Genomic DNA, 11,805 nt, shown 5'->3' with positions numbered 1-11,805 from the left:
GGGATGATATTATAGAAAATATGAGGAGAAAAAAATGAAGAACAAGTATTATCTGAAATTTACAGGTAAGTATTTTCTCCGGGTGGTCACTCTTCTGATTGCGGTCAGCATCATTAGCTTTGTGCTGGTGAGCCTCTCGCCGGTGGACCCTGTTCAACAGTATGTGGGCTCCGTGCCAAATGTCAGTATGGAGCAAAGGGCGAAGATCGCGGAATATTGGGGATTGAACAAGCCGCCTGTAGAGCAGTTTTTGGCCTGGGGAAAATCCATCCTTCATGGAGATTTTGGAGTGTCACTGATCTACCGTAGGCCAGTTCTGGACATTATTCAGGAGAAATTTGCCACCTCCTTGGTATTAATGTTGACAGCCTGGGCATTTTCCGGAATTCTGGGCTTTGCTATAGGGTGCGCTATGGGGATTTTCAATGGCCGTTGGCTGGATAGAATTCTGAAAAAGATTTGTCTGATCATGTGCTCTATTCCTACTTTCTGGATTGGCATTGTGTTTTTGATGTTCTTTTCTGTGAAGCTGGGCTGGTTTCCCATGGGTATGAGTGTGCCAAAAGGGGTTCCAGCTGATGAAGTCACGATTCTTCAGAGAATCCATCATTTGATTTTGCCAGCGCTGACCCTGAGTTTCCTTTCCTTTGCCAATGTGGCGCTGCACACCAGAGAGAAGTTGGTAGATGTGTTGGAGAGTGATTTTGTTCTGTTCGCAAAGGCGCGGGGGGAATCTACTTGGAGTGTTTTAAAAAGACATGGATTAAGAAACATCATGCTTCCTGCGATTACCATGCAGTTTGGTTCCTTTAGTGAGCTGTTCGGTGGTTCTGTGTTGGCGGAGAATGTGTTCTCCTATCCGGGACTGGGGGCGGCGGCTTCCGCGGCGGGGATGGGTTCGGACATTCCGCTTCTGTTGGGAATCACACTATTTAGTGCGCTGTTTGTATTCGTGGGAAATATGCTGGCGAACATTATCTACGGAGTTGTAGATCCGCAGATCAGGGAGGGATATCACAATGAATCAAACAGGAGCTGAGGCAGCAGTTTTCCAGGCCGGAAAACGAAGGAGTTTTATGAACCGGAGAACGAAAACCATTGTGTTTGCGGTTCTCATTTTTCTGGTGCTTTTCGGTGTCTTTTTGGCGGGAAGGCTTTTAAGCGACGACCGGATCGCGGCGGATTTTTCACAGAAAGCCCTGAAGCCTTCTTTGGAGCATCCCTTTGGGACAGATATGTTGGGAAGAGACATGCTGGTGCGGACCATCAAAGGCCTCTCTGTGAGTATTGTGGTGGGAACTGTGGCGTCTTGCGTCAGTGCGGTGATTGCGCTGATTGTGGGTGTTGCGGCAGCTACCGGCTCCTCCTGGCTGGATCATTTTATTAACTGGGTGATCGACCTGGTAATGGGAATTCCCCACACGGTTCTGCTGATCTTGATTTCGTTCGCCTGCGGAAAAGGACTGAAGGGTGTACTGATCGGTGTGGCGGTGACCCACTGGACGGGATTGGCCCGTATCATTCGCAGCGAGGTGCTTCAGATACGTTCCCAGCAGTACATCGAGGTGTCCAAAAAGTTGGGACATTCTAGCTGGTGGATTACCGTTCACCATATCCTGCCTCACATGGTGCCGCAGTTTGTCATCGGATTGATTCTAATGTTTCCCCATGCAATTATGCATGAGTCAAGTTTGACGTTCTTAGGCTTTGGACTGCCCCCGGAGCAGCCGGCCATTGGAATTATTCTGTCAGAGTCCATGCAGTATCTGTCTACCGGAATGTGGTGGCTGGCATTTTTCCCGGGCCTGATGCTGGTCATTATTGTTCTTTTGTTTGACCGGCTAGGGGAGAACTTAAAGAAAATCATAGATCCCTACAGTGCTCATGAATAGGAGAGAGAAATGAGAAAAGACGTGATTTTATCAGTAAAAGATTTGTCGGTATCCTTCCGGATGTATGACAGAGGCCTGGAGCAGTATGATCTCCAGGTGATTTCCAACCTGACGCTGGATGTGCGCCCGGGAGAGATTGTGGCCATTGCAGGTTCTAGTGGTTCTGGAAAAAGTCTTTTGGCTCACGCTGTCATGGGTCTGCTTCCGGGGAACGCTACGATCTCAGGAGAGATTACCTATCAGGGAAAAGTGATTAATCAAAAGCAGAAGGAGCAGCTGAGGGGGAAAGAACTGGCTTTGGTACCTCAATCGGTGGCTTATCTGGACCCGTTGATGCGAGTGGATGTTCAAGTCAGGGGAGCAAAACCTGACCAGCAGATTGTGCAGGCACAAAAAGAAATTTTTCGGAGATTCCATCTGGATGAAAAGACGGAGAAGTTATACCCCTTTCAGCTTTCTGGAGGAATGGCAAGGCGTATTTTAGTCTCTACCGCAGTGCTTAGTGGCGCTCAGGTTATTATTGCCGATGAACCGACCCCGGGACTGGATTTGGAGATGGCCCTGGAGGCTTTGAAAATCTTTCGGGAGTTGGCCGATGAGGGGAAAGCCGTCATTTTGATTACCCATGACATTGATCTGGCTTTTCATATTGCGGACCGAATTGCTGTGTTCTATGCGGGAACCACCGTGGAGATGGCGGCGGCCCAGGATTTCATAAAAGGACCGAAGGCTCTGCGCCATCCTTATTCTAAGGCGCTGTGGGAAGCGCTTCCCCAGAATGGCTTTAAACCAATTCCAGGCTTCCAGCCCTATGCCAGAAATCTGCCCAAAGGCTGCCTGTTTTCCCCCAGATGTCCCCACAAGACGGCGGAGTGTGAGAAAATAATACCCATGACAGAGGTTCGTGGGGGATATGTGAGGTGTATACATGCAGATTGAAGCCAGAAACGTAAGTTTTCGCTATGGAGAGAAATCTCCGTGGATTTTAAAGGATGTGAGCTTAAAGGTGGAGGAAGGGGAGAGAGTTGGCCTGATAGGACCCAGCGGTTATGGAAAAAGCACTCTGGTAAAAATCTTGGCCGGATATTTAAGGCCTTTGGAGGGTGAAATACTCCTGGATGGAAAGCCACTTCCGGAGAAAGGTATCTCACCGGTGCAACTGATCTATCAGCACCCGGAGAAGGCCATCAATCCCAGATGGAAAATGAAGAAGGTGCTAGAGGAGTCCGGTATGTGCAGGGAGGAGGTTATGGATGCCCTGGGGATTGAGCGAGAGTGGCTGCAAAGATATCCCAGAGAACTGTCTGGCGGAGAATTACAGCGATTCTGTGTGGCCAGATCACTGTTTCATGGTACACATTTTCTCTTTGCAGATGAGATGAGCACGATGCTGGATGTGATTACTCAGGCACAGATTTGGAATCTGATGCTGAAGGAAGTGACACAGAGGCGGCTGGGACTTTTGATGGTGACCCACAACAGCAATCTGGCAAAGAGGGTCTGCACGCGGATGGTCGATTTATCTGAGATTAACCATAAAGAAGAGAGAACGTCCATGTAATTATTTATCATTTTTCTACAACCATAAAAAAGTAATATTCAGCAAGGAGGAAAAACTATGCATCTTGTACACGATGAGAACGGAAATTTAATCGTGCATGGCGATCACAATCATGAGGACCATCACGATCATACCCATCATCATGAGCCCAAAGATGAGAATCTAGCGGTGCTGACCTATATGCTACAGCACAACGAGCACCATGCGACGGAACTAGTACAGATGGCCGAGAAACTGGAGAAGGAGGGTTTTTCGGACACTGCGGCAGAGATCAGAGAAGGTGTGGAGAATTTTCACAAGGCAAACGCCCATCTGAAAAAGGCTTTGGAGGCATTAAATAAATAGGTAGAGAAGCGGGACGGCTTGAGTATGGCCGTCCTTGTTTCTGCAATGAGGAATTTCACCGCAAAGCAGTGTTGTGACGGCGTGCAAAGTGGGATGTGCTCCTCAAAGATTGAGGAGAAGAGGAGTTGAAGTGGACTTGTCTACCTTGTTTCTTTTTCAGGAAATATTCAGGAAATATCCCCCATGGGGGCTTATAAAAAGCTGTGTGGAATAATATAATGAATATGTTTTGAAAATGTAAATTATGTATTTAGAAATGAGGTTTCGAAATGAATATAGGTTTGAACAGACAGATGAGATTTGAAGATGTACAGGAAGCTTCCATGAATAATTATTGGAATGAACGTTCTTCTAGCTACAGTGAGATGAATATGCGGCAGTTTTATAGTGAACAAAAGAATACCTGGGAATGGATGATTTTCTCTCGGGTGAAAGAAGACAGGCCATTGAATGTACTGGATATTGGGACGGGACCAGGATTTTTTGCTATTTTGGCCGCCCTTCGTGGACACAAGGTGACAGCGGTGGACATGAATGGAAAGATGCTTGTGAATGCGAGAAAAAATGCCAGGAGGGCTGGTGTGCAGGTGAATTTTCAGCAGGTGGGGCACGAACTTCCATTTCCAGAAAAAAGCTTTGATTTAATTCTATCTAGGGATGTGACCTGGACATTGACGGAGCCGGAGAAGCAGCTGAGGACTTGGGTTAGAATTCTAAAGGAAGAGGGGACCCTGCTTTATTTTGATGCGGAATGGAATTTTCATTTGAGAAACCAGGAGTGTTTTGACAAGTGGCAAGAGGCCAAGAAAGCGATGGAAGAAAAAGGACTGGAATTCTATTCAAAGGCAGAAGAGTTAGATCAGATTGCAGCCACGTTGCCGATGACCTACCGGAAACGCCCAGAGTGGGATGCTCAGTTTTGGAGAGGAGAAAAAATGCAGTGCAGTGTTCATGAGAATCTAAATTCTGTCATTTTTAATGAGGAAGAACAGCTGCGTTATCAGCTGCACCCGGTATTTCTGGTGGAAGTAAGGAGGTAGGTATGGAGCGAGCTAAGACAGTGGGCTATAAGCTTCTTATGCAGTTACTCCATTTCGCGATAGTGCTGATCGGAATTTCTTTTCTGACCTTTTCCATTATGTTTTTATCTCCCAGAAATCCAGCAGAGCTATGGTTGGCCGGCTCAGACGGCAATCTGGGAACGATCTCTGAGGAAGCCATTGAGAGGCAGGAGCATATTATGGGCTTGGACAGACCTTTTCTGGTACAATATGGTACCTGGCTAGGCAAAGCGCTGCAAGGAGACCTGGGAACTTCTTTTACCTACAATACACCAGTGACAGAGGAGATTGGAAAGCATATGGAGCCTACCCTTTGGATGACGGCTATTACCTTGTCTGTTTCCATCCTTTTGGCAGTTCCGTTGGGAATTTTGTGTGCGGTGTATAAGGACCGGCTGTTGGATAACGTGATGAGGGGCTTTTCCTTTTTCGGAATCTCTCTTCCTTCTTTTTTAGTATCTATTATTTTCCTGTGGTTTTTTTGTATTAAGCTGGGATGGCTGCCAGTGGTGTCAGAAGGGGGAGTAAAGGGAGTCATCTTGCCATCGGCAGTGTTGATTTTACAGTTTGTGGCGAAGATGACCCGGCAGATTCGAGCAATCGTCCTGGAGCAGCTGGAGCAGCCCTACGTGGACGGAGCGGTGATTCGGGGCGTGAAGTATCGAAATATTTTATTTTCTCATGTTCTAAAGAACAGTGCGGCGCCAATTTTGACCTGTATCAGCATTTACGTAGGATTAGCTTTCGGCGGTTCCACCGTGATTGAGGGGATTTTTTCCGTGGACGGTCTGGGAAGAATGGTCGTCAGTGCTGTGGCTCGTCTTGACATCTATGTAATTCAGGGCTTTGTACTTTGGGTGGCGTTGATCTATTTGGGAGTTAATTTCCTCGTGGATATTCTGTCGGCTGTGATTGATCCGAGAATCAAATATAATCAGGAGACAGGAGGGAAAAGCTAATGGGGAAAAAGAAAAATACAAAGAAGAATTGGTCTTTCCATATTTTAGTAGGGATGATAGTGCTGCTGTTTTTGATTGCAATTCTTGCGCCAGTTCTCGCACCAAACGATCCTTATAGTACAGATTTAACGGTGGCACAGATTGGTCCATGTAGTCAATATCCATTGGGAACGGACAATCTGGGCCGCTGTATGCTGTCGAGAGTTTTGTATGGGGCGAGAATCTCCATATTTTCTAGTCTGCTGATTACGTTTTTCGTATTTTGTATCGGTGTGACCATTGGCTCCTTGTGTGGGTATTTCGGCGGGGCTGTGGATGCGGTTCTCAACAAGATTATTACAATCATGCAGGCTTTTCCTCAGATTGTCCTAGCGATTGCGATTACTGGAATCCTGGGAATCGGAATTCGCAACACGATTATTGCTCTATGCATGGTGTTGTGGGTGGACTATGCGAGACTGTCCAGGAGTTTTGTGTATTCTATTAAGGGGAGGACTTTCATTAAGGCAGCTAGAATCTGCGGAGAATCCCACCTGCGAATTCTTTTCAGAAGGATTGTACCGAATATTGTCTATCCGCTGATCGTGAATGCCAGTCTGGGAATTGCCTCGACGATTATGGAGATCGCTGCGCTTTCCTATCTAGGAGTTGGTGTGGAAGAACCTCAGGCTGAGTGGGGTGCGATGATTAATCTGGGAAGAAATTATATACAGACAGATCTGAAGATGGTATTGATTCCGGGAGTGGCGATTTTTGTGACGGCGGCTGTATTCAATCTGTTCGGGGAAAAACTAAGAGATAGAGTAAGGTAGGAGGAAGAATAAAATGAAAAAAAGATTTGCGGTTTTGTTGGCAATGACACTTGCGGCCACGACACTTTTTGCAGGCTGCGGAGGTTCCGAGGAAGAAAAAGCTGGTCAGAAAGCCGATACCGAAGAAAAGAGTAGCGATACCGCAGGAGACAATATTGTGGTGGTGGCGGATACTCAGGCTTCTACGAGCCTGGACTTAGCGCAGAGCTGGGACAGCTGGTACACGACTCGTTGGGGAATCACAGAAACTTTATATATGTTGGATGAGAATCTAGAGCCGTATCCATGGCTGGCAGAAAGCTGTGAGATGAAGGATGATACCACCTGGGTGATTACTCTGCGTGATGATGTCACCTTCCAAAACGGCAACAAGTTGACAGCGGAAAGCGTGAAAAAATGCTGGGAGAGGACAGCCGGAATCAACGCCAGATTTAACGAAGTCTTGTATATTGATAAGATGACAGCCGATGGACAGACTCTGACGGTGACTACGACCAAAAAGGTTCCGGCTTTTTTGAATGGCCTGTGTGAACCTCTGACCGGCATCATTGATGTGAGTGCGAAGGAGGACCTAGCTGTCAGCCCTGTAGGCACCGGTCCGTTCAAGGCAGTGAGCTACGATGTGAAATCCAAGTGCGTCGTGGAAAAGTACGCGGATTACTGGGGCGGTGAGCCGAAAGCGGATGGAGCGCAGATTAACATCATCGGGGATACTAGTACCCTAGCGATGGCGCAGCAAAATGGAGAAAGCGATGTTTCTGTGAGTATGCCGGGTTCTAGCATGGAGCTGTTCTCTGACAAAAGTAAATACAAGGTGGACGGTGTTCCAGGCTCTAGAGGTCAGATTATCTATTTTAATTATGACAATGAGGTTTTGCAGCAGTTGGAGGTGCGACAGGCTATTAGCATGGCGATTGACAAGGAGAGTTATGCTTCTGTGATTAATAAAGACGCATCGGTATCCACGATTGGACTGTATCCAGACTTTATGGCTTATGGAGCTTCTAAAGGAGAAGGGTATGAGTATGACCTAGAGGGAGCTCAGAAGCTGCTGGAGGATGCGGGAATCAAAGATAGCGACGGTGATGGCATTCGTGAGTACAATGGCGAAAACATTTCTTTGAGGCTGGTGACTTACAGTACGAAGGCGGAGCTTCCGATGTTCTGTAATGAGCTTAGTTCTTCCGCAAAAAAAATTGGGCTTGATATCCAGGTGGAGGTGTACGAATCGGTTGTAGAGCAGCAGGAAAGCGGGGACTTTGATTTGATGATGATTAGCAGCACCATGTGCCCTACCGGTGATCCGCAGTACTTTGCAGATATCACACTGAAATCAGGAGGTAGTGGCAACTACGGCGGATATTCCAATGAGAAAGTGGATGAACTTATTGAAAAACTGGATGTGGAGACGGATGAGAATCGGAGGACAGAGTTGGCGAAGGAAATTCAAAAAGAGGTGCTGGCGGACGCAGGATATGTTGTGATCGGACATGCGAAGTATTACTATGTCATGGGTGCAGATGTGAAGGGATTAAAGACCAACCCGTCTGAATACTATCTACTCAATAAAGATGTGTATGTGGAAAACTGATTTCCAAAGAGGAAAGCTACATGGTACAATCTGAAAATATATTAAAAGTAGAGAATTTATATGTATCTTATGACAATGTAAATATTGTGAGAAACATCAGCTTTGATTTGAAGAAACAGGAATTTCTGGGAATCGTGGGTGAGAGCGGCTGTGGAAAGACGACGCTGCTGCGTGCACTGATGATGCTGAAGCGCAGAGGGAATTCCATGAAAGGAAGGCTTCTTTTTCAGGGGAAAGACTTGACTAAATTCAGTGAGGAGGAGCTGAGAATTCTCCGGGGAGAGGGCATCTCAATGATTCCCCAGAATGCGTTTGCGGCGATGGATAGCACAAAGACGATTTCTTCTTTTTTCCATGAGACGGTTCAGATGCACAGCTCCCAGAAGGTTGCGCGCAAAGACAGCGATAGACTGGCGTCAGATCTGATGAAGAAGCTGCTACTTCAGGATACAGAGAGAATCTTGAAATCCTATCCCTTTGAGTTAAGCGGAGGGATGTGCCAGAGGGTCATGATTGCAGCTGCGATGCTGAACAGTCCTAAGCTGATTTTGGGAGATGAACCCACCAGTGCGTTGGATGTCACCAGCCAGCTTCAGGTGATCCGCGAATTGGAGTTGCTAAAGAGAGAGTATGATATTTCCATGATTATGATCTCTCACAATGTGGGAGTGATTTCTAGGATTGCAGATACCATAGCGATTATGTATGGAGGACGGATGGTAGAGTATGGAACACGTGACGATATCATAAAGGATTCCGTGCATCCTTATACGAAAGCTCTGCTGGCTGCGGTTCCGGACCGAGAAGGAAATATCTCGAAAGGGCTTCCTGGTCTTCCACCTGTGTTTGAGGAAGGCATGTCTTCTTGTCCTTTTGCGCCCAGGTGTGCTTACTGTCAGAAACGATGCGAAACGCAGCTTCCTGAAGATGTGACACTGGGAGGCAGACACAGAGTACAGTGTTTTAGAGCAAAGGAGCTGCAAAATGGAACTGCTTAAAGTGGAAAATCTGACGAAGAAATTTAAGAAGAAGGGAATTTTATTTCCAGCGGTGAGTCAGGTGAGTTTTACGTTGGAAAAAGGAGAGTGCCTGGGAATTGTGGGAGAGAGTGGCTGCGGCAAAAGCACGACAGCGAATATGATTGCACGTCTGCAAAAAGAAGATGAAGGAGAAATCTATTTTGAAGACAGGAAGATCAGTGGCGGTATGCTGCTGAAACCTGTGGGAAAAGGACTGCAGATGATTTTTCAGAATCCTCAGGACTCCTTTGATCCCAGAGACAGTGTGATAGAAGGGATTATGCAGGGTGCAGCGGCATATGGAATTTATAGCCGCAAGGAATTAACGGAAAAAGCCTTGGAGCTTTTCTCTTATGTGGGCTTGAAGGAAGAGTATCAGAATCGAAAGATCAGACAGCTAAGCGGCGGAGAATGCCAAAGAGCGGCGATAGCGCGCGCTCTGATCTGCGAGCCGAAGCTATTGATTTGTGACGAGGCTACCAGTGCCTTAGATGTGTTGGTTCAAGCTCAGATCATTGATCTCCTAAAGAGACTGAAGGAGGAAAAAGGGATGTCCATGCTGTTTATCACACATGATTTACCGCTGGCTGCTGCTTTTTGTGACCGGGTAGCGGTGATGCATCAGGGAAGAATCATTGAGATTGGCGCATCTAGAGAGGTTTTGAAAAATCCTAGACAGGAAGAGACACAAAAGTTATTGCAGGCTGTGCTGACGATTTGAGGGAAAATAGAAGAGAATTTCTGGATGATGTCAGAAAAATCCCCTGGGGTGGCTTGTGAAGGAGAAAGTCTCCTGTTATGATAAACATATCTCATTATTGTGGTTTCCACGAGAAAGCGTTTGGAAGCTCTGCGATAATAGGAACCGGAGTTCAAGAGGCTGAGAAATCAGGGAGGGTATGTATGAGATATGATTATAAGCAAAAAGAGACAAATGGTGCGCCGGTTACGCTGACAGACTGCGTGCGAGTTTTGGATGAGTGCAGCGTACAGAATATGAATTACCTGAGAGAACTGATAAAGTTGTCAGAAAAATGTGGTTTGGATGAAATGACCGGATATTTGAGAAAAAGTATGAATGAAATGGAACGGAGTGTACTGTGGATGCGGGCGGCAGCTTCCTTTTTGGAGGGAATCTGAGTGTGGAAAGTAAATTTTGTGATAAGGAGACGTAGATGTCAGAAAAAGAAGAGATGTGGCTGACCAGGTGTATTGAATTTCACGGCCATGAGTGTGGCGGACTCTGGATTGGATTTAAAGCGGCTTTGTATGTGAGAAAGTTGTTGGATGTAGAGCATTCTTCGGATGAAGAATTGGTGTGCGTGGCAGAAAACGATGCCTGTGGAGTGGACGCAATTCAAGTTATGCTAGGTTGCAGTGTAGGAAAAGGAAATCTTTTGTTTAAACTTAGAGGAAAGCAGGCCTTCAATTTTTATTGGAGAGATGGTCGAAGAGCAGTGCGTTTGCTGTTGAAGGAGACCATGTCTATGGGCAGAGAGGAAAAATTGGAATATTTGAAAAAGACTCCGCCGGAGGAGCTATTTTCGGTGGAAGAGCTTCACGATACACCGCCCTCTGAGGCCAGAATTTTTTCGTCTGTGAAATGTGACGGCTGCAAAGAGCTGACGGCGGAGAACATGCTTCGTCTACAGAACGGGAAGAAGCTTTGTCTGGATTGTTATCGGCCATACACAAGATTTATCCTATAGCAAAATGGTTCTCAGATTTTTTCTGGGAACCATTTTTATGATGGGATTTCACAACATGGATATCCCCCCACGGGGCTTGTTGACATTTCTGCATTTTGATAAGATATTGTCAGTCAAAAGCTGCGAAAGCGAGGAAAGTGAGATCGGCAGGGGTAACCTAGTGAAATGGGAGGAGTGGGATATAATGAATGTGAATGTATTTCTGTTTGATGATTTCAATTCAATGGATGTGTTTGGGCCTGTGGAGGTCTTTGGAAAACTGCCAGAGCATTTTCATATAAATTACTGGTCTGTGAGTGGAAACATCATAAACAGCAGCCAGGGAGCAAAACTCTGGACAGAGCCTGTGGATGAAGAGATGGAAAATGGAATTCTGCTAATCCCGGGTGGAAGAGGCGCTCGCCGGGTGATTCATCATGAGAGGGAGACCATTGAACTGCTACAGAAGCTGGTGAGCAATGCAGATACCTGCCTGATGGTTGCAGATGGCTCTGGGTTTCTGGCCCAGACCGGGGTACTGTACCGGCGCAATATAGCGGAGTACAAAATGAATGAAAACTGGAAACGGATGTTTACAGCGGCGGTCTATTGGATACCTAATGTTTCCTGGGTGGCCGATGGAAAGTTTTATTCTTCTTCCAGCTCTTTGTATGGAATTGATATGGCTCTTGGGGTTGTGGCAGATCTGATAGATATCGATGCAGCCAATAAGGCAGCGGAGGCAATGGGCTATACATGGAAGCAGGAATTGGGATTTTTTTAAAAAATATCCCCCAGGGGAGCTTGTGAAGAAGTTAACGATGTGCTAAATTATATATAAGTCAACTTCCTATCAGATGAATTCACCCAATTAGAT

14 protein-coding genes are annotated in these 11,805 nt (G+C 46.4%); all 14 read left to right on the top strand.

Translation table 11 applies throughout. From position 1 onward, the window contains the following. The first annotated feature begins 34 nt into the window (after nucleotides 1-34). On the top strand, nucleotides 35-1,039 hold the full coding sequence (locus BLHYD_RS09110; RefSeq protein ID WP_005946015.1) for an ABC transporter permease: 1,005 nt from the start codon (nucleotides 35-37) through the stop codon (nucleotides 1,037-1,039). Next, entirely contained in the window at nucleotides 1,020-1,892 is an 873-nt protein-coding gene (locus BLHYD_RS09105) for an ABC transporter permease (RefSeq protein ID WP_005946013.1), read from the top strand. Before BLHYD_RS09110 ends, BLHYD_RS09105 begins: the two co-directional genes overlap by 20 nt. Before the next feature lie 9 nt (nucleotides 1,893-1,901). Beyond that, nucleotides 1,902-2,831, top strand: a complete 930-nt coding sequence (locus tag BLHYD_RS09100; protein ID WP_005946011.1) for an ABC transporter ATP-binding protein — start codon at nucleotides 1,902-1,904, stop codon at nucleotides 2,829-2,831. Next, the gene (locus BLHYD_RS09095) at nucleotides 2,821-3,453 is read left to right on the top strand and encodes an ABC transporter ATP-binding protein (RefSeq protein ID WP_005946009.1); all 633 of its coding nucleotides are present in this window, start codon (nucleotides 2,821-2,823) and stop codon (nucleotides 3,451-3,453) included. The genes BLHYD_RS09100 and BLHYD_RS09095 overlap by 11 nt, the downstream gene beginning before the upstream one ends. 57 nt (nucleotides 3,454-3,510) lie before the next feature. Continuing rightward, nucleotides 3,511-3,798 carry a DUF8180 domain-containing protein gene (locus BLHYD_RS09090; RefSeq protein ID WP_005946007.1) on the top strand — a complete coding sequence of 96 codons (288 nt, stop codon included), beginning with the start codon at nucleotides 3,511-3,513 and terminating at the stop codon, nucleotides 3,796-3,798. 269 nt (nucleotides 3,799-4,067) lie between these two features. Continuing rightward, nucleotides 4,068-4,838, top strand: a complete 771-nt coding sequence (locus BLHYD_RS09085; RefSeq protein WP_005946005.1) for a class I SAM-dependent methyltransferase — start codon at nucleotides 4,068-4,070, stop codon at nucleotides 4,836-4,838. A 2-nt stretch (nucleotides 4,839-4,840) separates the two neighbouring features. Continuing rightward, nucleotides 4,841-5,818, top strand: a complete 978-nt coding sequence (locus tag BLHYD_RS09080) for an ABC transporter permease (protein ID WP_005946003.1) — start codon at nucleotides 4,841-4,843, stop codon at nucleotides 5,816-5,818. After that, nucleotides 5,818-6,630, top strand: a complete 813-nt coding sequence (locus tag BLHYD_RS09075) for an ABC transporter permease (protein WP_005946001.1) — start codon at nucleotides 5,818-5,820, stop codon at nucleotides 6,628-6,630. Before BLHYD_RS09080 ends, BLHYD_RS09075 begins: the two co-directional genes overlap by 1 nt. Before the next feature lie 13 nt (nucleotides 6,631-6,643). Beyond that, nucleotides 6,644-8,221: an ABC transporter substrate-binding protein gene (locus BLHYD_RS09070; RefSeq protein ID WP_005945999.1), complete on the top strand. Its 1,578-nt coding sequence runs from the start codon at nucleotides 6,644-6,646 to the stop codon at nucleotides 8,219-8,221. 20 nt (nucleotides 8,222-8,241) lie between these two features. Then, complete coding sequence (locus BLHYD_RS09065; protein ID WP_005945997.1) at nucleotides 8,242-9,219, top strand: ABC transporter ATP-binding protein; 978 nt, start codon at nucleotides 8,242-8,244, stop codon at nucleotides 9,217-9,219. Next, on the top strand, nucleotides 9,206-9,961 hold the full coding sequence (locus BLHYD_RS09060; RefSeq protein WP_005945995.1) for an ABC transporter ATP-binding protein: 756 nt from the start codon (nucleotides 9,206-9,208) through the stop codon (nucleotides 9,959-9,961). The genes BLHYD_RS09065 and BLHYD_RS09060 overlap by 14 nt, the downstream gene beginning before the upstream one ends. A 182-nt stretch (nucleotides 9,962-10,143) precedes the next feature. Next, the gene (locus tag BLHYD_RS09055; RefSeq protein ID WP_021844880.1) at nucleotides 10,144-10,380 is read left to right on the top strand and encodes a hypothetical protein; all 237 of its coding nucleotides are present in this window, start codon (nucleotides 10,144-10,146) and stop codon (nucleotides 10,378-10,380) included. A gap of 35 nt (nucleotides 10,381-10,415) precedes the next feature. Then, complete coding sequence (locus tag BLHYD_RS09050) at nucleotides 10,416-10,949, top strand: FmdE family protein (RefSeq protein WP_005945991.1); 534 nt, start codon at nucleotides 10,416-10,418, stop codon at nucleotides 10,947-10,949. Between the two features lie 184 nt (nucleotides 10,950-11,133). Then, on the top strand, nucleotides 11,134-11,712 hold the full coding sequence (locus BLHYD_RS09045) for a DJ-1/PfpI family protein (protein ID WP_021844881.1): 579 nt from the start codon (nucleotides 11,134-11,136) through the stop codon (nucleotides 11,710-11,712). The last annotated feature ends 93 nt before the right edge of the window (nucleotides 11,713-11,805 follow it).

Origin of the sequence: Blautia hydrogenotrophica DSM 10507 (genome assembly GCF_034356035.1) — a bacterium.
GTDB classification, from domain to species: domain Bacteria; phylum Bacillota; class Clostridia; order Lachnospirales; family Lachnospiraceae; genus Blautia_A; species Blautia_A hydrogenotrophica.
The sequence above is the reverse complement of the archived record's forward strand: the minus strand, read 5'-3'. Positions and strand labels throughout refer to the sequence as shown.

Excerpts from the sequence above, each read along its gene's own strand:
- BLHYD_RS09105 (WP_005946013.1), top strand. The coding sequence starts at position 1,020 with ATGAATCAAACAGGAGCTGAGGCAGCAGTTTTCCAGGCCGGAAAACGA.
- BLHYD_RS09075 (WP_005946001.1), top strand. The coding sequence starts at position 5,818 with ATGGGGAAAAAGAAAAATACAAAGAAGAATTGGTCTTTCCATATTTTA.
- BLHYD_RS09110 (WP_005946015.1), top strand. The coding sequence starts at position 35 with ATGAAGAACAAGTATTATCTGAAATTTACAGGTAAGTATTTTCTCCGG.
- BLHYD_RS09055 (WP_021844880.1), top strand. The coding sequence starts at position 10,144 with ATGAGATATGATTATAAGCAAAAAGAGACAAATGGTGCGCCGGTTACG.
- BLHYD_RS09085 (WP_005946005.1), top strand. The coding sequence starts at position 4,068 with ATGAATATAGGTTTGAACAGACAGATGAGATTTGAAGATGTACAGGAA.
- BLHYD_RS09060 (WP_005945995.1), top strand. The coding sequence starts at position 9,206 with ATGGAACTGCTTAAAGTGGAAAATCTGACGAAGAAATTTAAGAAGAAG.
- BLHYD_RS09090 (WP_005946007.1), top strand. The coding sequence starts at position 3,511 with ATGCATCTTGTACACGATGAGAACGGAAATTTAATCGTGCATGGCGAT.
- BLHYD_RS09050 (WP_005945991.1), top strand. The coding sequence starts at position 10,416 with ATGTCAGAAAAAGAAGAGATGTGGCTGACCAGGTGTATTGAATTTCAC.
- BLHYD_RS09070 (WP_005945999.1), top strand. The coding sequence starts at position 6,644 with ATGAAAAAAAGATTTGCGGTTTTGTTGGCAATGACACTTGCGGCCACG.
- BLHYD_RS09065 (WP_005945997.1), top strand. The coding sequence starts at position 8,242 with ATGGTACAATCTGAAAATATATTAAAAGTAGAGAATTTATATGTATCT.
- BLHYD_RS09045 (WP_021844881.1), top strand. The coding sequence starts at position 11,134 with ATGAATGTGAATGTATTTCTGTTTGATGATTTCAATTCAATGGATGTG.
- BLHYD_RS09100 (WP_005946011.1), top strand. The coding sequence starts at position 1,902 with ATGAGAAAAGACGTGATTTTATCAGTAAAAGATTTGTCGGTATCCTTC.
- BLHYD_RS09095 (WP_005946009.1), top strand. The coding sequence starts at position 2,821 with ATGCAGATTGAAGCCAGAAACGTAAGTTTTCGCTATGGAGAGAAATCT.
- BLHYD_RS09080 (WP_005946003.1), top strand. The coding sequence starts at position 4,841 with ATGGAGCGAGCTAAGACAGTGGGCTATAAGCTTCTTATGCAGTTACTC.